We start from the raw sequence: 19762 nt of genomic DNA on the forward strand, positions 1-19762 counted from the left end.
ACGAGCGTACGCGCAGCGATCTTCGGCCACCGTGATCCGGTTCGGTGATCCGGTGGCCGGCGGGCGTTCAGGTCGCTCTGCCGGGGGCCATGGCGGTGGTGTCGAAGGCGTGTGTGATCTCCGGTTCGGTGCCGGGCAGCAGCAGGGACCGGGCCCTCGTCTCGAAACGGCGGTCGGTCTCGGTCAGCCGGGTGTGGTGCTGGGCGAGGTGCTCCGCCCAGGAGCCGATGAGGTAGTTCTCGATGAAGCGGCCGGCTGCGTTGCCGTCCTCGTAGAGGCCCCAGGTGAGTGCCCCGGTGCGGCGCCGGGAGCGGGCCACGTCCGCCATGGCCGCGGTGAAGGCGGCGCGGTCGGCGGGGGCGACGTGGTAGACCACGGAGACGAGGACCGGTCCGTCGGCCGGGCCGGGCTCGTGGACCAGGGGTGGGACGGGCCAGTGGTCGGACGGGGTCGGGTCGATGCGGGCGGCGTCGTACAGCGGCCACAGCCGGACGCTCGCCGCGGCGAGCAGCAGCAGCGCCGCCGCGATCAGCAGGGCGGTGGTCAGCCCGAGCCACTGGGCGAGCGCGCCCCACAGCGGTGCGGCCAGCGCCTGCCCGCCCTGGAAGACCAGGAGGTAGACGGCCAGGCCCCGGGCCCGCACCCAGCCGGGCAGCCGGGTCTGGGTGGCGGCGTTGAGAGTGGACAGGACCCCGATCCAGGCCAGCCCGGCGGGCAGCAGGGCGAGCGCCACGACCCAGCTGACGTGGACGGTGGCCAGGACGGCCAGCACCACCGCGAACGCGGCGGCTCCGGCGGCGAGCGTGCCGTTGGCACCGAGCAGCCTGCGCATCCGGGGCAGCAGGAAGGCCCCGCTGACCGCGCCCACGCCCACGGCGGCCAGGAGCAGGCCGTAACCGCCGGAGCCCAGGCCGAGTGAGTCGCCGGCGACCAGCGGCAGCAGCGACCACACGGCGGCCGCGCCGGGGATGAACAGGGCGGTGCGCAGCAGGACACGACGGATGCCGGGAGCGTTCCACACGTAACGGCGGGCCGCGTACAGGGCGGTGAGGAACCGTTCGCGTTCGGCGGGCGGGACAGGCTTGGCCGGCGGCCGTTTCCACAGCAGCAGGACGATCACGATGCCGAGGAACGAGACCGCGTTGAAGGCGAATGTCCAGCCCGCGCCCGCCGCCGCGACCAGCACACCGCCGACGGCCGGCCCGATGGCCCGGGCCAGGTTCATGTTGACCGCGCCCAGCGCGGACGCCTCCGCCAGCTGGCCGCGCGCGACCAGTTCCGGCTGGATCGCCTGCCAGGCCGGCCCCATCAGGGCGGTGCCACAGCCGAGCAGGAACGTCAGGGCGAGCAGCGGTCCGGGGGACAGCGTGCCGGCGAAGGCCAGCACGGCGAGGACGGTGGCCACCGCGCACATCGCCAGCTGGGCGACCACCAGCAGCCGGCGCCGGTCGAAGCGGTCGGCGAGCACCCCGGAGGGCAGCGCCAGCAGGACGACCGGCAGGCTGGAGGCGGTCTGGACGAGGGTGACCAGGGTGGCCCCGTGACCGAGGAGCAGCCACTGGGCGCCCACGGTCTGCATCCAGGTGCCCACGTTCGACACGAACTGCGCGACCCACAGGGCCCGGAAGACCGGCAGGGCCAGGGGAGCCCAGGACGACTCCGACCCGGAGGAACCGCCGCCGGGGCGGGGTTTCGTGCTCACTGCCATGTCACCGCTCCGCGAGAGTTGGTCCCGGTCGCCCGGCCCACGCGCGCCGCCACCGGACCGGAACGGCGTAAGCCTGTCAGAAGCCGCTCCGCGGATCATCCGTCGGATGACCGGGAACTCACCAGGCCGTCGCACGGCATCGGCATGACGCATGAATTGACCTCGACCGATCGTTGCGGAAGATTGACGTTCATGGAGCTGCGGCATCTGAGGTACTTCCTGGCGGTGGCCGAGACCCACAACTTCACCCAGGCCGCGGCGCGTTGTTACGTGGCGCAGTCGGCGCTGAGCCAGCAGGTCGCCCGGTTGGAGAAGGACGTCGGCGCCCCGCTGTTCAGCCGCACGAGCCGGTCGGTACGGCTGACCGCCGCCGGCGAACTGCTGGAGCCGCTGGCCCGGCGCATCCTCGCCGACGTCGACAACGCCCAGGCGGCCCTCGACGCGCTGGCGGGGCTGCGCCGGGGCCGGCTGCGGCTCGGCCTGGTGCAGACGATGGCCGTTCCCTTCGACATGGTGGAGGTACTGGCCGACTACCGGGTCCGCCATCCGGGCGTGGACCTGCGTGTGTCCAACGCGCCCAGCTCCCGGATGGCCGATGCCGTCCTGGCCGGCACCCTCGACCTCGCGGTGGTCGGACTCGACGCGCGGCAGGCGCCGCAGGGGCTGGACCACCGGACGCTGGGCAGCGCCCCGCTGGTCGTCGTCGTACCGCGCGAGCACGCACTCGCGGACCGGGACGCCGTCGATCTCGCCGAGCTGCCGGACAGCCACCCGCTGATCCAGTTCAGCCGGGGCAGCGGCCTGCGCCGCCAGGTCGAGGCGGCCTTCACACGGGCGGGAGCCGAAGCGGGCCTGCACTTCGAGGTGGGCCAGATCCGCGACATGATCCGGCTGGCCGCGCGCGGAGTGGGCGTCACGGTCGTGCCCCGGTCCGCGGTCGTCGGTCCCGGTTCCGTGGTGGGCTTCGACACCGCCGATGACCTGCCCCACGGCGCGCGGATGCTCCGCCTGACCGATGCCGAGGCCGTGCACCACATCTGTGTCGTGTACGACGGCACGCGCCTGGCACCGGCAGCCGAGGCCTTTCTCGACGTCCTCGACCGTCATGGCGGCGATCGATCGGCCTGAGCGATCGCTGCGCCCGGATCCATATGTTGGACAGGGGAGCCGGGGCGGCCGGAAGCTGGAATGGAGGCGGCGCACGAGGTGCGGTCTCCTTCCAGTCCCGAAGGGGCAGCCATGTCGATCAGGAATGCCGTCCACCCCGTGTTCCGCGAAGCTCGGGCGACCGTGCTGCCCAACCCGGCGGACCGCCATGGCCCCCTGCCTCCGCTGATGCTCGCCCTGACGGTCGTCACCGGCCTCGTGGACTCCTTCAGCTACCTGGTGCTCGGCCATGTCTTCGTCGCCAACATGACCGGCAACGTGGTCTTCGCCGGGTTCGCGATCGCGGGCGCCGCGGGCTTCTCTCTGGCCGCCTCGCTGGCAGCGCTGGCCGCCTTCGGCGTGGGCGCCCTGCTGGGCGGCCGGATCGCGCGCCGGGCCCGCGCCCACCGCGGCCGCGTCCTGCATCTGACGCTCGTCGTGGAGACGGTCCTGTTCCTGGCGGCCTACGTCCTCGCCCGGTACGGCGCTCCCCTGGACGACACCGCGACCCGCTACCAGCTGATCGGGCTGCTCGGCCTCGCGATGGGCATCCAGAACGCCACCGCCCGCGCTCTGGCCGTACCCGACCTCACCACCACCGTCCTGACCCTGACCATCACCGGCATGGCCTCCGACAGCAGGGCCGCGGGAGGCAGCGGGGGCAGGACCGGCCGGCGTGCCCTCGCGGTGCTGGCGATGTTCGGCGGCGCCCTCGTCGGCGCCTTCGCGGTCCGCCACGGCAGCCCCGCCCTGCCGCTGCTGCTCGCCACCGTGCTCCTCGCGGGCAGCGCGCTCGACGCGTTCGCCCTGACCCGCTCGGACGCCCGCTGGACCGCCCCGCTGTGACCTGCGCCGCCGACGGCAGCCCCCGTCCCGGCCGTGCGGGAAGCGTCCGGCCGGCCGTCGGCCGGGGACCCGGTGCGCTCGTGGGGCATCCGCCGTCCCGCGGTGGGTACCCGGAGCCGATGTACATGACTCATGAACGACTGGCCGCCGCCGGTTCGGCGGCGGGGATGATCGTGATCGTCGTCTGCGGTCTGCTCGTCGCGGCCGCGCTGGTGGGGGCGGTCCGGCTCGGTATCGGGGTACGGCGGCGGGAGTCCGCGCCGCCCCGGCGCTCCGACCACCCCACCCTGCCGCGCACCGGACCGGTGCGCGAGGAGCGCGAGATGCGCGAGCCGAACGAGGTGCCGCAGGCCGGGAGCGACGGTGACCGTCTCACCCCCCACCAGCTCGGCAACGCGCCCAGCAAGCCCAGTGAGGACCAGTCCCGCCGCCGCTGGTAGCCCTTCGTCCGCGGCTGCTTCCGGACGGCCGACGACCCCGGTCCCGGGACCGGGGTCGTACGACTGCGCTCGGGGGTCTCGGCCGAATCCTCAGAGAGGTGAGCCGGGATCGCCGGGGCGGATGCGGCCGCGCCAGGCACCGCTCTCGCCGCCGTGCTGCTCGATGTAGTCCTTGAAGCGCCCGAGGTCCCCGTCGACGCGGCGGTCGATCAGCCCGAGCGCGTCGGCACCCTTCTCCGCCATACCGCTCGGCTCGATGTCCATCGTGAGCTCGACCCGGGTGTGCGTCTCGTCCAGCGGCTCGAAGCGGACCGATCCACGCTGCCGGGTGTCGCCCTCGATCGCCCGCCAGGTGATCCGGTCGTCCGGCAGCTGGTCGACGATCTCGGTGTCGAACTCGCGCCGCACCCCGCCGATCCTGGTGGTCCAGTGGGTGTGCCGGTCGTCGAGCTGCCTGACCTCCTCGACCCCCTCCATGAAGTTCGGGAAGTCCTCGAACTGGGTCCACTGGTTGTAGGCCGTGTGGACCGGGACGGCGACGTCGACGGCTTTCCTGACCGTGCTCATCTGTTCCTCCTCGTCGGACGGCTCATCACCGGGATGCTGTCGGGGTCCCGACTCGCGCTCCCGTGGCCGCCGGGTACCCGGTCCCACCGGGCACACCCGTCTTCGCGGGCCTGGGCTCGGCCCGGTGGCGGTCCGGTGGCGTGCCGGACCCCGCCTCCCCGTGACGGGCCTCTGTGAAAGTCGTCGTCTCCGGCGCGTCCGGCATGGTCGGACAAGGCGGCCTGCGCCGTCGCGGACCGGCGGACCGGTCTGGACGCCTGCTTCTACTGCCTCGGTGTCTCCTGCGCGGGCATGAGCGAGGCCGACTGCACCCGCGTCACCGACGACTTCACCCTCGCGGCCGCCCGCGCGCCGGTCGCCGCCGGCCCCGGACCGACCTTGACCTGTGTCTCGGGCGAGGGCACCGACAGCACCGAACCGGGCCCACCATGTGGGCACGGGCGAAGGGACGCACCGAGAACGCGCTGCCGGCGATGGAGATGAACGCGTACATGTTCCGCCGGGCTGCGTCCAGCCCCGCCACGGAGCGGTCTCCCGGACCCGCTCGTACCGCGTCATGCACTCCCTCACGTCCTGGCTCCGCCCGCCGCTGCACCGCCTCGTACCCGCCCATACGACGGCCACCGGCCACCTCGCCCGCGCCGGCGTGGCCGAAAAGCCGGATCCTGTCCAGCCAGCACGTCGACCGCCTGGGCGCCTGACGGTCACCGGCCCGGCGGGAGCCGACGAGCCGGTGGAACCAAGGGGCCGTAAACCCGGTGGACGGACCGGGCTCCGGTGCGTAGCGTCCGTGGGGCCGTGACGTCGTGCGAGGAGGTGAGACCCATGAACGCTGTAGCAGAGTGGGTGCTCCCCCTCCCCGTCACGGTCGGGCGATCGACGTAGGTGTCGCCGGGAGCGCCTGTACGAGAAGGCCCTTCCGAAAGGCAACCACCCATGCAGTCTCTCCGTTTCACCGCCGGGACGACGTCGGAGGGCGTCGTCGAACGCGACTTCACCCTGGGCGAGATCCCCGGGGTGCTCTGGTCACCCGAGTCCGGCCCCGGTCGCGCACCCCTGGTGCTGATGGGCCACGGCGGCGGCACCCACAAGAAGTGGCCCGCGATGACGGGCCGGGCCCGCCTCCTGGTGACCGGCTGCGGCTTCCACGTCGCCTGTATCGACTCACCCGGTCACGGTGACCGGCCGCGCACCGCCCACGACGAGCGGGAGATCGCCGAGTTGTACCGGGCGAGGGCGGCGGGCGAGCCGGAGGGTCCCGTCGTCGTCCGCTACAACGCCCACCTCGCCGAACGCGCCGTGCCCGAGTGGCAGGCGACCCTCGACGCCCTCCAGGAGCTTGCGGAGATCGGCGCCGGGGGACCGGTCGGCTACTACGGCCTGAACATGGGCACCGCGATCGGGGTGCCGTTGACGGCGGCCGAACCCAGGATCACCGCCGCGGTCTTCGGCCTGCACTGGCCCGACGCCCTGGCCGAACCGGCCCGGCGGATCACCGTCCCGGTCGAGTTCGCGCTCCAGTGGGACGACGAGCACATCCCGCGTGCGGCCGGGCTGGCGCTGTTCGACGCCTTCGCCTCGAAGGAGAAGACGTTGCACGTCAACACGGGCCGGCACAAGGAACTGCCCAGGTTCGAGGCCGACAGCGCGGTCCGATTCTTCGCGCGGCATCTGCTCCCGGCCCCCGTGCCGCCGGCCCTGACCTGACGGACCGCCGGTGCCCGGCCGTCCCTGCCGTACCCGTGACCACCGGTCGGCCGCACGGCCCGGGCGCCGGCACCGCCTGCCCCGAAACCCTTTCTTCACGCCTTGACTTAACCTCAGGGACATTGCTTGGATCTCAACTCGGCGTCTTCTGTGGTCCGTTGGTGACGCAGCGGTCACGCGCCTGCGGTTCGGCACGGCAACACCCCCCGACCCACCAGAGTCCAGGAGCAGCTGTGAGACGTACGCTCACCACGATCGCCGCCGTGGCTGTCATGACACTGCCACTCATCGGTGCTGGCCCGACCGCGCGGGCCGGGCACGGCCAGGTCGTGACCGGTACCTACGCCTCCGACGGCGTGCGGGCCTGGCGCCCGCTGCCCGTCGTCAGGACGGGCACGGACACCGGCGGTCCCGTCGACGCCACCGTGGTCGCCGACCCCAGCGCGCTGCGGCAGGAGTACACGGGCATCGGCTTCTCCCTGGACGAGACGAGCGTCTCCAACCTGTGGAAGCTCACCCCCGGCGAACGTGCCAGAGCCGTCCGGCTCCTTGTCGACCCCGAGCACGGCGCCGGACTCGACCGTTTCCGGCTGACCATCGGCAGCCCCGACCTCATCGAGCACCTGCCGTTCTGGTCGGAGGACGACCTGCCCGCCGGAGTCACCGAGGACTTCGGCCTGAAGCACTTCTCCATCCGGCGCGACCTCGACCTGCACATCGTCGACACCATCAAGCTCATCCAGCGCTACAACCCCCGTGCCACGTTCTTCGCGTCGGCGTGGAGCGCGCCGGCCTGGATGAAGACGAACAACCGGTTCCTCGGCGAGGTCGCCCTCAAGCCGGGGAGCAGCACGGACTACTACCAGGCCGGCAAGTTGCGGGACGACTGCATCGAGGTGTTCGCCCGGTACTACGTCAAGTTCGTTCAGGCGTACGCCCGTCAGGGCATCCGCGTCGACGCGCTGACCCTGCTGAACGAGCCCGGCATGGACGTCGTCTACCCGGCGATGGACATCAGCGTCGCGCAGCAGCAGAAGCTCGCACTGGCGATCAAGCGTGAGCTCCGCGACGCCCGTCTGGGCACCCGGCTCTATGTGCACGACTTCAACTTCTGGGACTGGCGCGACCCCAACAGCACGGCGACGAAGAACTACCACCGCATCTTCGACGACGCACCGGACGGCTCGGTGACCGGCGCCCAGGTCCGCAGGGCGGCGGACGCCATCGCCTTCCACCCCTACTGGGGCGACCCGACCGTCATGCGCGACGCCTACGAGCAGACCGGGAAGCCGGTCCAGCTCACCGAGACGAGCGACCTGTCGCCCTCGACCGTCCTCGACGACTTCCGCCTCGACGCCGGTTCCTACATCCTGTGGGCCCAGACCACCGACCAGGACGGCGGCACCCTGCACTGGACGCCGTCGCGGGACAACGACATCGACTGGGACCAGGTCGCGGCCACCACCAAGTGGCCCGACCGGCTGGTGACGGTGAACACCGCCACCAAGCGGTTCACCGTCCGCGACGAGCTCTACCGGCTGGGCCAGTTCGCGAAGTACCTGGCACCCGGAGACGTACGCCTGGAGTCCAGCGCGGCCGCCGACGGCGTCAGCAACGTGGTCTACCGGACCCGCGACGGCGGCTACGTGGCGGTCCTCGGCAACGGCGCCGGGTCCGACCGCCGGGTCCGGGTGGCCGTCGGCGACCAGACGTTCGTCGTGACCGTACCTGCGGGCTCCTTCGCCACCTACCGGTGGCAGGGCAAGGCCCGCACGGACTCCCGCGACCACGCCCCGGTGCTCGCGCCCGCCGCCGACGTGGTCGCCGACCAGTACGGCACCGCCCAGGTGCCGCTGAAGGCCACCGACCGGGACGGCGACCGGCTCTCCTACTACGCGACCGAACTGCCCGACGGCGTCACCCTCGACCCCGGAACCGGCCTGGTCACCATCCGTCCGACGGCCACCGGTGAGCGGGACCTGACCTTCTACGTCACCGACGGCCGGGCGCACGACCAGGTGACCTTCCACCTGACCGTCCGCCCGCACGCGGCCCCCGTGGGCGAGCCGATCGAGGCCGAGGGCTACACGGACCAGCACGGCTGGCCCGCCGACGGCGCCAACTTCATCGAGAGCAACCCGGCCGCCAGCGGCGGCAGGAACGTGGGCTGGACCGCCGCCGGCAACTGGCTGACGTACCGCGTCGAGGTGGCGCGGGCCGGTTCGTACGATCTCGAACTGCGCGTCGCCAACGGCACGGGCACCAGCGCCGCGAACGCCGTGTCCTTCCGCGACGACAACGGCACCACCCTGGCGACGGCGTCCGTGCCGCCCACGGGCGGCTGGGCGAGCTACCGGTCGGTGCACGTACCCGTCGCCCTCCGGGCCGGGGAGCAGACGGTCACCGTGTACTGCGAGACCGGCGGCTTCAACCTCGACTACCTGCGCCTGAGCGCCTCCTGACGGCGCTCACGACAGCCCCGTCCCCGGCGCCGGGCCGGCCGTGTGCCCCCGGCCCGGGGTACGGCCGACCCCACGCCGCGGCCACCGGCCCGCCGGATGGCCGCGACCGGTCCCGCCCACGAAGCTGACAGGAGTCGCCGAACAACCACAGCCCCGGAGGGCCGCCTTGCTCACTCGCCGCGCCGCTGTCCTGTCGGCCGTCGCCGCCGTCCCCCCGTCCGCCGTCGGCACGCGCGCGGCGTCCTCGGCGACGCCACGCAGAGCCGTGCCGGCCCGGCTGGGACTGCCCGCGCCCAGTGGTCCGCACCCGGTGGGGACGGTCTCCCTGCACCTCGTCGACACCTCACGTGCCGATCCCTGGGTCACCACCCGGCCGTACCGGGAACTGATGATGGGCATCCGCTACCCGGCACGTGCCGTCCGTGGGCACCCGAGGGCGCCGCAGATGCTCCCCGGGGAGGCCGCGGGGTTCGCCGCCGTCAACAACCTCGCCCAGGTGCCCGGCGACAAGGTCGACCGGGCCGCCACCCGCACCCATGCGCACGGGGGCGCCCCGGCCGTCCAGTTCCCCGGCGGCCGGGTCGAACGCACCGTGCTGCGGGCCGAGTTCGACAAGGCGTACCCGGACCCGGTCCGCATCAGGGCCCTGCTCAGGAAGACGACGGCCGTCCGGGTCGCCGACACCCGTTTCCTGTTCGACGCGCTCCCCGAGGAAGCGCGCAGCCTGCCGGACCGGCACCGGCTCGGCACCGGCTCGGCATGTTCGGCCACTCGGCCGGCTGAGTACCGCGTGCCGTCCGCCCGGACCGATGACTCACCGCACTCCTCGCACTGCTCTCGGTCCCGGGCGGCGGGGGGCCCGGGGGCCCGGGGCGCACGGTCCGGGCGGACGATCCGCCTCCGGGGGTTGCAGCGCCTGCGGGACCGGCGTCCACTGGAAGTGTCCGATGGTGAAACACGAGCGCCTAGGGCTGCGGCATGGACCGGGGGCCCCGTCTGGACCTGTTTCTCCTGGCCAGAGCCTCGGTCTGTGCGGTCCGTCGTCGTGTCCCGGCGTTCGACGCGGAGGTGAACCAGGTGAAAGCCGTTGTGTACGAGAAGCCCTTCAGCGTCGCTGTCAGGGACGTCGACGATCCACGCATCGAGCATCCGAACGACGTGCTGGTACGTGTCACGTCGACCGCCATCTGCGGGTCCGACCTGCACATGTACGAGGGCCGTACGGCCGCTGAGTCGGGCATCGTCTTCGGACACGAGAACCTCGGCATAGTCGAGGAGATCGGCAGCGGCGTGACCTCGTTGTCCCAGGGCGACCGAGTGGTCATGCCGTTCAACGTCGCCTGCGGATTCTGCAAGAACTGCCTGGCCGGCAAGACCGGCTTCTGCCTCACGGTCAATCCGGGCTTCGCCGGCGGAGCCTACGGCTATGTGGCCATGGGCCCCTACGAGGGCGGGCAGGCGGAGCTGCTGCGGGTGCCGTTCGCCGACTTCAACTGTCTGAAGCTGCCGCCGGGCGAGGAGTTCGAGACCGACTTCGTCCTGCTCGCCGACATCTTCCCGACCGGCTACCACGGCTGTGAGCTGGCCAAGGTGATCCCCGGCGAGAGCGTGGCCGTCTTCGGTGCCGGCCCGGTCGGCCTCATGGCCGCGTACTCCGCGCTGCTGCGCGGCGCCGCCAAGGTGTTCTCGGTCGACCGGGTGCCCGAGCGGCTCGCCAAGGCCGAGGAGATCGGGGCGATACCGATCGACTTCTCCAAGGGCGACCCGGTCGAGCAGATCAAGGAACAGACCGGAGGTGAGGGCACCGACAAGGGCGTCGACGCCGTCGGCTACCAGGCCCAGTCGCCCGACGCCAGCCACGAGGAACCCGCCGTCGTCCTCAACACCCTCGTCGAGACGGTACGGCCGACCGGCATGCTCGGCATACCGGGCCTGTACGTCCCGTCCGACCCGGGCGGACCCGACGAGCACGCCAGGCACGGCCAGCTGCTGGTCTCCATCGGCAGGATGTTCGAAAAGGGCCAGCAGATGGGCACCGGGCAGTGCAACGTCAAGCAGTACAACCGCCAGCTGCGCGACCTGATCATCGCGGGGCGGGCCAAGCCCAGCTTCGTGGTCTCCCACGAACTGCCGCTGGAGGACGCCCCGGGCGCGTACCAGAAGTTCGACCAGCGGATCGAGGGCTACACCAAGGTGGTCCTGCATCCCGGTCACGCCCTCGCGGCGTAGCACCGCCCCGCGGGGGTTCCCGGCGGGACAGGACCCACTCCCAGGCGCGGCGGGCCGGCTCCCGTGACCGGCCCGCCGCGCACCACGCCGCGTCGGCCCGGTGGCCGGGACGACGCGGTGTCCCGCATCCTCCACGGCCGTCATGCAGTGCCGACGCGTCGGCCGTGGTGGTGCCCGAGGTGATCGGCACCGACGGCGATGTGGCCGTGACCCGGGCGGGCGGCCTCGGCGAAGCGCGCAACACGGTGTGCCGGGCCCGCCTCACCCGAAGCCGAAGCCGAAGCCGAACCCGGACACGGTCACGGGCACCGGAACGTGAACGGGAAAGGGCCGCCGGGCCACATCGGCCCGGCGGCCCGCACCGTCGCGGCGCCGCTAGCCGCGGCGCCCGGCGGCCTGGTACTCGTCGTCCTCCGCCGCGGGAGAGGAGCCGGTGTCCGATCCCGGCTCCGCCCGGTCGGCGTGGCCCGGCCACCAGGCGGCGTGACCGATGAGCGCGGTGAGGCTCGGGGTGAAGAACATCGCCATGACGAACGCGGCGACCGCGATACCGAAGGAGACCGCGAAGCCCATCTCGGTGAGCAGCGCGTTGCCCGCCAGCATCATCGTGGCGAAGGTCGCCGCCAGGATGAAGCCCGCCGCGGCCACCGTCGGCCCGGCGTGCCGCAGCGCCATCCCGGCCGCCTCGCGCGGCTCACGGCCCTCACGTGCCTCCTCGCGGAGCCGGGCGATCATGAGGATGTTGTAGTCCGTGCCGATGGCGACCACGAAGAGATACATGATCACCGGGAGCATGAACATCAGCCCGGGCTTGTTCTGTGCCTCCTGGAAGATCCAGACCGTGGCACCGAGCGTGGCACCGAAGCCCAGCCCCACCGAGGCGATCAGGTACCAGGGTGCGACCACACTGCGCAGCAGCAGCCCCAGGATCACCATGATCAGCAGGGCGGCGACGGGGAACACCGTCCGGTAGTCGTGGTTGACCGCGGAGTCGATGTCCTTGTAGATCGAGGACATGCCGCCCACGACCGCCTCGGTGCCCTCGGGGGCGCCGGCGTGCGCGACGTCCCGGACCCGGCCCACGGCCTCGATCGCCTTGTCCGTGGACGCCTCGTACTTGAGCGTGACGGTGAAGTCCGCGGTGGTGCCGGCCTTGTTCACCTGACTCATCCGGGCGTTCGCGACCCCGTCCACGGCCCCGAGCCTGGCCGCGTAGGCGTCGAACGCGGACGTGTCCAGCGGCTTGCCGTCGGTGCTGGAGAGGTAGACGTCGGTGGGCGCGGCGGCACCCGCCGAGTACGCCGTCTGCATCTGGTCCTGGACGACCATGGACTCCTTGGTCTTGGGCATCGAGCCCGACGCCAGGTCGAACGTGGCCTTGAAGTTGAGCATGCCGAGCGAGAGCACGACCAGGACGAGTCCGGAGACCGCCGCGGTCAGCGCCGGACGGCGCTGCACACCCCGGCCCAGCGCCGCGAAGCGCGCGTTGGACGGCTCCTGCTGCCAGGACTTCGAGGGCCAGAACACCTTCGGGCCGATCAGCGAGACCACGGCCGGGATCAGGGTCAGCCCCGCGATCAGGGTGACCGTGACCGAGATGGCCAGTGCCGGGCCCATCTGCTTCAGGAAGCCCAGCGTGGACAGCACCAGCGCGAGGAAGGCGATGATCACCGCGCCGGCGGCCGAGGCGATGGCCTCGCCGACCCGGTCGACCGCGTTGATCATGGCCTGCTTCGGCTCGTCACCCGCGCGCAGGCGTTCGCGGTAACGGAACATCAGGAACAGGAAGTAGTCCGTGCCCACGCCGAAGAGCACGACGATCAGGATCGAGGACACCGAACTGTTGGCCTGCAGACCGAACAGCTTGGTGGCGTACGCGATCAGCCCGTTGGCGATGGCCGAGACCACACCGATCAGCAGCAGGGGCAGGAACGCCAGGATCGGCGCCCGGAAGATGATCAGCAGGGTGACCAGGATGATCACGAAGGTGCCGATGCCGATCAGCGCCTCACCGCGCTTGGACGAGTCCTGCTGGTCCAGGGCCTGGGCCGCCGAGCCGCCGAGCTTGACCTCCAGGTCCGTGCCCTTGGCCAGTTGCTTGACGTCGTCGCGCAACACCTTGGCCGCGTCGGCCTGGACGGGCTGGCCCGCCTTCTTGCTGTCCATCTGCACCAGGGTCAGGGTGTACCTGCCGTCCTTGGACGGCTGGCCGGGGACGACCTTCTGTACCTGATCGATGTGCTTGTCGCCCAGTTCGGTGGTGATCCGGGCGACGTCCTTCAGGTCGGCGTCGCTGAGCTTGCCACCGTCGGTGCGCTGGTACAGCGCGATCGCGGACGGTGTGAAGGCGCTGGGAAACGCCTTCTGCTGGAGATCGGCCGCCTTGATCGACTCGTAACTCTTGGGCAGGAAACTGCTCTCGTCGCTGTTGGAGGGCAGGCTCGGGGCGGTGGCGACGATCGCCACCGCCGCGATCAGCCATGCCACGATCGTCCAGACAGGATGCCGGACGACGGCAGTGCCAATACGTCGGAACATGCGGAAGGTCCTCCTGAGTAGGAAGATCACCGCAGCCCGGGGAGCGGACCCTGGCATCGGCGACCCCGACCGGCCCGTGTCCAACGGACCGGTCGCATAGTTGTCTTGCGTTCATATGGTAGAGATCACGGGTGGAGATCGGTCCAGTGGGTTTCCGGCAGCGCCTCGGCCGGCTCGCGCCCGGCCCCGTCATCTGTACGGCAGGCACCCGGTCGGCGACCATCTGGGAAATGACCGCCGCCCCCTCGCCCGCCCGGAGGGCCGAACCATGTCAACCATCAGCCAGTGGCGGCTGCGGGCCGCGTTCGCGCAGCGGCTGTCCGAGATGTACGGCCGGGAAGTGCCCGCGTACACCACGCTGGTGGACGTCTCGCGCCAGGTCAACGAGGATGTGCTGCGGGCCCGCGGCGCCGACGCCGAACGCCTCGGATCCATCGGCCGGGTGACCGCCGAGCGGCACGGAGCGATCCGCGTCGGCACCCCGCGCGAACTGCGCGAGGTCGCCCGGGTCTTCGGCGCCCTCGGTATGCACCCGGTCGGCATCTACGACCTGCGGGAGGCTGCCGCCAGCGCCGTCCCCGTCGTCTCCACCGCCTTCCGGCCGGTCGACGGCGCGGAACTCGCCCGCAACCCCTTCCGCGTGTTCACCTCCATGCTCACCGTCGCCGATCCGCGCTTCTTCGGCCCCGACCTGCGCGCCCGCCTGGAGACATTCCTGGCCGGCCGGGAACTCTTCCCCCCGGAACTGCTCACGCTGGCCGACCGCGCCGCGGCCGCGCGTGAACTCCCGGCCGACGACGCCGAGCGCTTCCTCACGCTGGCCGTACGGGTCTTCGAGCTGTCGCGGGAACCGGTGGACCGGGCCTGGTACCGGACCCTGGAACGGGTCTCCGCCGTCGCCGCCGACATCGGCGGGGTCCGCGGCACGCACATCAACCACCTCACCCCGCGCGTCCTGGACATCGACGAGCTGTACCGCCGCATGACGGACCGCGGTGTCGAGATGATCGACACCATCCAGGGACCGCCGGCCTGGAAGGGCCCCGACGTCCTGCTCCGCCAGACCTCCTTCCGGGCCCTGGCCGAGTCCCGCCCGATGCGCACCGCGGACGGCAGCGTCGTCAGCGGTTCCCTGCGGGTGCGCTTCGGCGAGGTCGAGGCCCGCGGCATCGCCCTCACCCGTGCCGGACGGGCCCACTACGACGACCTGCTCGGCCGTGTCGACGAGCAGGCGTCCCGGAACCCCGCGGCGGCACGCGGTGACCTCGCCCGCGCCGTCTGGGAGCGGGACATGCCCGGCAGCGAGGAGGAACTCGCGGCGCGCGGCCTGGCGTACTTCACCTACCGGCTCGCCGACGGACGGCCCCGGGACGGCGCTGCGCCGCCCCCCGGCGTCGCCGAACTGGTGCGGCAGGGCTGGGTGCGGGCCGAGCCCGTCGTCTACGAGGACTTCCTGCCCCGCTCCGCCGCCGGCATCTTCCAGTCCAACCTCACCGGCGAGGGCACCCGGGACAACAGCCGGCAGGGCACCTCCTACGACGCCGACTGGCTCTCCGGCGCCCTCGGCCGCGAGGTCCTGGACCCCTTCGCCCTCTACGAGCAGCAGCAGAACGGCTCCCTCGCCCAGGTGGCCCGTGCCCTGGGTCTCCCCGGCACCCTCCGCTGACCCCTCACCCCTGGAGGTCCCACGATGACCAGCACCGAGCTGCCCACCACGGACGACCTGCGCGACCGCGTCCGGGCCTGCCTGCGGACCATCGGCGTGCGGATCGTGGAGGGCGACGGCCTCCCGGCCCGCACCCCCGTCACCGGCGAGCACCTCTTCGGGCTGCCGGCCGCGACCGGCGACGACGTCGAGGAGGCCCTCGTGGCCGCCCGTACCGCCTTCCTCACCTGGCGTACCACCCCGGCCCCGCGCCGCGGTGAACTCGTGCGCAGACTGGGGGAGTTGCTGCGTGAGCACCAGAGCGACCTGGCCGATCTCGTCACCGTCGAGGCGGGCAAGATCCGCTCCGAGGCGCTCGGCGAGGTCCAGGAGATGATCGACATCTGCGACTTCGCGGTGGGTCTGTCCCGGCAGCTGTACGGCCGGACGATCGCCTCCGAACGCCCCGGCCACCGGCTGGCGGAGACCTGGCACCCGCTCGGTGTGGTCGGCGTCATCTCGGCCTTCAACTTCCCCGTCGCCGTGTGGTCCTGGAACACCGCCGTCGCACTGGTCTGCGGCGACACGGTGGTCTGGAAGCCCTCGGAGCTCACCCCGCTGACCGCCCTGGCCTGCCACCACCTGCTCGCCCGGGCCGCCGAGGAGACCGGCGCACCCCGTGACGTGCACCGTCTGCTGCTGGGCGGCCGCACGGTAGGCGAGCGGCTCGTCGACGACCCGCGGGTGGCGCTCGTCAGCGCCACCGGCTCCACCCGCATGGGCCGCGCGGTCGGCCCGCGCGTCGCCGCCCGGTTCGGCCGCAGCCTGCTGGAGCTCGGCGGCAACAACGCCGCGATCGTCACCCCCTCCGCCGACCTGGACCTGGCCGTGCGGAGCATCGTCTTCGCCGCGGCGGGCACGGCGGGCCAGCGGTGCACCACGCTGCGCCGCCTCATCGTGCACCGGGACGTCGCCGACGCCCTCGTGGAGCGCCTGACCGCCGTCTACGGCAGGCTGCCCGTCGGCAGTCCCTTCGACGAGACGACGCTGGTCGGCCCGCTCATCTCCACGGCCGCCCTGGACGCCATGCACGACGCCCTCACCCGCGTCCAGGCGCAGGGCGGCAAGATCCTGGCCGGCGGAAACCGGCGGCTGGCGGAGGCGGCGCCCGCGGCCGCCTACACCGAGCCCGTCCTGGTGCGTGTCGACGACCAGAGCGACGTGGTGCGGGAGGAGACCTTCGCGCCGATCCTGTACGTGCTCACCTACGCCACCCTCGACGAGGCGATCGCGCTGCACAACGACGTCCCGCAGGGGCTGTCGTCCAGCATCTTCACGAGGGACCAGCGGGAGGCCGAGATCTTCCTGTCCGCGGCCGGTTCCGACTGCGGTGTCGCCAATGTCAACATCGGCACCTCCGGAGCGGAGATCGGGGGTGCCTTCGGCGGCGAGAAGGACACCGGCGGCGGCCGCGAGTCGGGTTCGGACGCCTGGAAGGCGTACATGCGCGCGGCCACCAACACGGTCAACTACTCCGGCGAACTCACCCTGGCCCAGGGTGTCAGCTTCCTGTGACCCGTCACGGGGGCGGGTCCGCGGGCCCCTCGGCGTCCGGCTCGTCGGGGCCGGCGTCCGCGGTCCCGGCCGCTTCCGACGGCAGCAGGAAGGCGGTGAGCGCGGCCGTGTCGTCCTGCAACTGGTCGCCGCTGTAGGTCTGCAGATCCTGGTGGAGCCGTGCCAGCAGCTCCGGGGGCGGCATCGGGCCCCAGGAGCGCAGCCGCTGCAGCAGCGGGTAGAAGGAGCCCTCCGGGTCGCGGGTCTCGGTGACGCCGTCCGTGTAGAGCAGCAGCTGGTCGCCGGGGCCGAAGGGGTAGGTGTCGACGCGGTAGGGGTCTCCGACGAGCATCCCGAGGTTCAGGGGCGGCCCCGACCGCCCCCGGTCCAGCTCACTCACCTCGCCGGGGCGGATGAGCAACGGCGGCGGATGACCGCAGTTCAGGACGCGGACCACTCCCTCGTCCTCGCGGATCTCGGCGAAGACGGCGGTGACGAACCGCTCGCCCGTCTCGCTGCCGCCCAGCTGGTGGGCCCGGCGCGTCATGCTGATGTCCACCCGCTCCACCAGGGCGTTGAGTTCGGGTTCGTCGTGCGCGGCCTCCCGGAACGCGCCCAGCATCGCCGCCGCGGTCTCCACCGCGAGCAGGCCCTTGCCCCGTACGTCGCCGATGAGCAGCCGTGCCCCGTACGCGGTCGGTACGGCCTCGTAGAGGTCGCCGCCGATCCGCGCCTCCGCGGCGGCGGACAGGTAGAAGCTCTCGAGGAGCAGGTTCCCGATCCGGTGCGGGACGGGTCTGAGCAGGACGCGCTGGGCGATCTCGGCCACGAACCGGACGTCGGCCAGGGTGCGTTCCCGGCGGATCCGGTGTGCGGCGAGGATCGTGCCCAGGGCACCGACCAGCGCCGTGCACACGTAGGCGGCGACATAGTGCCGTTCCCAGATGTAGCCGACATCGCGTCCCGCGCAGCAGGGGGTTCCGGCCAGTAAAAGTTCGAGGCCGATGCCGAAGACGGTGGCGCCGACGACCACGAGGGGCGGGTGCGCGAAGGCGGTCACCAGTGGGAGGGCGATCAGCACGAAGCTGACCGGCCACTGCACGGGGGTGACCGGTTCGAGCAGCAGCACACCGATGACGTACAGGAGCGGAAGCCAGCGCATCCACGCGGGGGGCGCGGGCAGTGCTGACTGGCGACCGTCGTGCCTCACCCGTGACTCCTGGCATACGAATCTCGACAAGACGGCCAGCCTGGCGTGCGGTCTCCCGCCGCGCCGGTGATTGCTCCGGTCAGCGGCATGTTCGGGTACCGCCGACGGCATTCGCACGATATTTCGAAACATTCGATAACCCGAGCATCTGAATCCGATCTTGGATTGGCTGATTCTCGACAGGACTGATCGGTAAAGCGAGTTGCAGTCATGCGACGTGCCGAGATAGCCGAAAAGGCTCAGCGAAGCTTTCGAAAGAATTACCGAAACTGTTGACAGATGGCATGCACAGACCAACACTCCACCAAGCCGGACCCGCAACGGCCGAACAAGAACAAGGAGGCACCGCATGAACCCGCTCGACCGCGCACTGAGCCGCCGGAGCGCCGGCGCCCTGCTGCTGGGCGCCGGCGCAGCCCTGGCGCTGCCCGGCACCGCCCGCGCCGCCACCGTCGTCACCACGAACCAGACCGGCACGGACAACGGGTACTACTACTCCTTCTGGACCGACGCGCAGGGCACCGTCTCCATGACCCTGGGCTCGGGCGGCAACTACAGCACCAGCTGGCGCAACACCGGCAACTTCGTCTGCGGCAAGGGCTGGAGCACCGGCGCCCGCCGCAACGTGACCTACTCGGGCAGTTTCAGTCCGTCCGGCAACGGCTACCTGTCCCTCTACGGCTGGACGTCCAACCCGCTCGTCGAGTACTACATCGTCGACAACTGGGGCACCTACCGGCCCACCGGCACGTACAAGGGCAGCGTCTCCAGCGACGGCGGCACCTACGACGTCTACCTGACGACGCGGTACAACGCGCCGTCCGTCGAGGGAACCAAGACCTTCAACCAGTACTGGAGCGTGCGCCAGTCGAAGCGCACCGGCGGGACCATCACCACCGGCAACCACTTCGACGCCTGGGCCAGGGCCGGGATGCCCCTCGGCGGCTTCGGCTACTACCAGATCCTCGCGACCGAGGGGTACCAGAGCAGCGGCAGCTCCACGATCACGGTGGCCTGATGGGTACCGTACCGCCGCGTTCGGCACGCCCCCTGCCGGTGCTCGCCGCGGCCCTCGCGCTGGCCGCCGCGGGCACGCTCACCGTCGGCGCCGGCCCGGCCCGCTCCGCGGCCTGTGCCGGCTACGTCGGCCTCACCTTCGACGACGGCCCGTCCGCCGCCCACACCCCGGGACTGCTCAGTGCCCTCCGGGCGAACGGGCTGCGGGCCACCCTCTTCAACGAGGGCCAGTACGCGGCCGCCTACCCGGCCCAGGTGAGGGCCGAGGTGAACGCGGGCATGTGGGTCGGCAACCACAGCTACACCCACCCGCACCTGACCCAGCAGAGCCAGGCGCAGACCGACTCGGAGATCTCCCGCACCCAGACGGCCGTCGCCGCCGCCGGTGGCGGTACTCCGGTGCTCTTCCGGCCGCCGTACGGCGAGACCGACGCGACCGTGCGCACGGTCGAGGCCAAGTACGGGCTGACCGAGATCATCTGGGACGTCGACTCGCAGGACTGGAACGGCGCGAGCACCGACGCGATCGTGCAGGCCGTCTCCCGGCTCACCGGCGGCCAGATCATCCTCATGCACGAATGGCCGGCCAACACGCTCAACGCGATCCCGCGCATCGCACAGACCCTGGCGGCCAAGGGTCTGTGCTCCGGACGCATCTCCCCGCAGACCGGCCGCGCGGCCGCTCCCTGAGAA

General features: G+C 71.8%; 14 protein-coding genes and 1 pseudogene. 11 read left to right on the top strand and 4 right to left on the bottom strand.

The annotated features are described in order from the left end of the window. Positions 1-67 precede the first annotated feature (67 nt). Positions 68-1708 (bottom strand): MFS transporter, encoded by a 1641-nt coding sequence (locus ACFXI4_RS31430; protein WP_384997269.1) that lies wholly within the window; start codon positions 1706-1708, stop codon positions 68-70. Positions 1709-1900: 192 nt separating this feature from the next. On the opposite strand from ACFXI4_RS31430, the gene ACFXI4_RS31435 reads away from it, so the two are divergent. The 3 genes from ACFXI4_RS31435 to ACFXI4_RS31445 all read left to right on the top strand — a co-directional run bounded on the left by ACFXI4_RS31435 (position 1901) and on the right by ACFXI4_RS31445 (position 4140). Next, positions 1901-2836 (top strand): LysR family transcriptional regulator, encoded by a 936-nt coding sequence (locus tag ACFXI4_RS31435; RefSeq protein ID WP_384997271.1) that lies wholly within the window; start codon positions 1901-1903, stop codon positions 2834-2836. A 111-nt stretch (positions 2837-2947) separates the two neighbouring features. Then, entirely contained in the window at positions 2948-3700 is a 753-nt protein-coding gene (locus ACFXI4_RS31440) for a YoaK family protein (RefSeq protein WP_384997273.1), read from the top strand. Between the two features lie 125 nt (positions 3701-3825). Further along, positions 3826-4140: a DUF6479 family protein gene (locus ACFXI4_RS31445; protein WP_384997275.1), complete on the top strand. Its 315-nt coding sequence runs from the start codon at positions 3826-3828 to the stop codon at positions 4138-4140. Between the two features lie 90 nt (positions 4141-4230). On the opposite strand, the gene ACFXI4_RS31450 is transcribed toward ACFXI4_RS31445, so the two are convergent. Continuing rightward, entirely contained in the window at positions 4231-4707 is a 477-nt protein-coding gene (locus tag ACFXI4_RS31450; protein ID WP_384997277.1) for an SRPBCC family protein, read from the bottom strand. A gap of 936 nt (positions 4708-5643) precedes the next feature. On the opposite strand from ACFXI4_RS31450, the gene ACFXI4_RS31455 reads away from it, so the two are divergent. The 4 genes from ACFXI4_RS31455 to ACFXI4_RS31470 all read left to right on the top strand — a co-directional run bounded on the left by ACFXI4_RS31455 (position 5644) and on the right by ACFXI4_RS31470 (position 11105). Further along, the gene (locus ACFXI4_RS31455; RefSeq protein WP_384997279.1) at positions 5644-6414 is read left to right on the top strand and encodes an alpha/beta hydrolase; all 771 of its coding nucleotides are present in this window, start codon (positions 5644-5646) and stop codon (positions 6412-6414) included. A 233-nt stretch (positions 6415-6647) separates the two neighbouring features. Further along, a complete protein-coding gene (locus ACFXI4_RS31460) occupies positions 6648-8876 on the top strand; it encodes a carbohydrate-binding protein (protein ID WP_384997281.1) in 2229 nt (742 codons plus the stop codon). 166 nt (positions 8877-9042) lie between these two features. Continuing rightward, positions 9043-9948 carry a hypothetical protein gene (locus ACFXI4_RS31465; protein WP_384997283.1) on the top strand — a complete coding sequence of 302 codons (906 nt, stop codon included), beginning with the start codon at positions 9043-9045 and terminating at the stop codon, positions 9946-9948. Positions 9949-9953: 5 nt separating this feature from the next. Beyond that, positions 9954-11105, top strand: coding sequence for a glutathione-independent formaldehyde dehydrogenase (locus ACFXI4_RS31470; RefSeq protein WP_384997285.1), 1152 nt, complete (start codon positions 9954-9956; stop codon positions 11103-11105). A 375-nt stretch (positions 11106-11480) separates the two neighbouring features. Here the strand turns inward: ACFXI4_RS31470 and ACFXI4_RS31475 are convergent, their stop codons facing one another. After that, positions 11481-13643, bottom strand: a complete 2163-nt coding sequence (locus ACFXI4_RS31475) for an MMPL family transporter (protein WP_384997287.1) — start codon at positions 13641-13643, stop codon at positions 11481-11483. A 268-nt stretch (positions 13644-13911) separates the two neighbouring features. Here ACFXI4_RS31475 and ACFXI4_RS31480 point away from each other — a divergent pair, with 268 nt between their 5' ends. Together ACFXI4_RS31480 and ACFXI4_RS31485 are read left to right on the top strand one after the other, a co-directional pair. Next, entirely contained in the window at positions 13912-15309 is a 1398-nt protein-coding gene (locus ACFXI4_RS31480; RefSeq protein ID WP_384997289.1) for a 2-oxoadipate dioxygenase/decarboxylase family protein, read from the top strand. Between the two features lie 24 nt (positions 15310-15333). Then, complete coding sequence (locus ACFXI4_RS31485) at positions 15334-16863, top strand: aldehyde dehydrogenase family protein (RefSeq protein WP_384997291.1); 1530 nt, start codon at positions 15334-15336, stop codon at positions 16861-16863. 4 nt (positions 16864-16867) lie between these two features. Here the strand turns inward: ACFXI4_RS31485 and ACFXI4_RS31490 are convergent, their stop codons facing one another. Beyond that, the gene (locus ACFXI4_RS31490) at positions 16868-18052 is read right to left on the bottom strand and encodes a PP2C family protein-serine/threonine phosphatase (RefSeq protein ID WP_384997293.1); all 1185 of its coding nucleotides are present in this window, start codon (positions 18050-18052) and stop codon (positions 16868-16870) included. Positions 18053-18401: 349 nt separating this feature from the next. Here ACFXI4_RS31490 and ACFXI4_RS31495 point away from each other — a divergent pair, with 349 nt between their 5' ends. Further along, positions 18402-19070: a glycoside hydrolase family 11 protein gene (locus ACFXI4_RS31495; protein WP_384997294.1), complete on the top strand. Its 669-nt coding sequence runs from the start codon at positions 18402-18404 to the stop codon at positions 19068-19070. Beyond that, positions 19070-19756: pseudogene (locus ACFXI4_RS31500) on the top strand (polysaccharide deacetylase family protein); the annotation flags it as partial. The gene ACFXI4_RS31495 and the pseudogene ACFXI4_RS31500, both read left to right, overlap by 1 nt. Between the last annotated feature and the right edge of the window lie 6 nt (positions 19757-19762).

This window comes from Streptomyces sp. NPDC059224, from assembly GCF_042754285.1.
GTDB lineage: Bacteria > Actinomycetota > Actinomycetes > Streptomycetales > Streptomycetaceae > Streptomyces.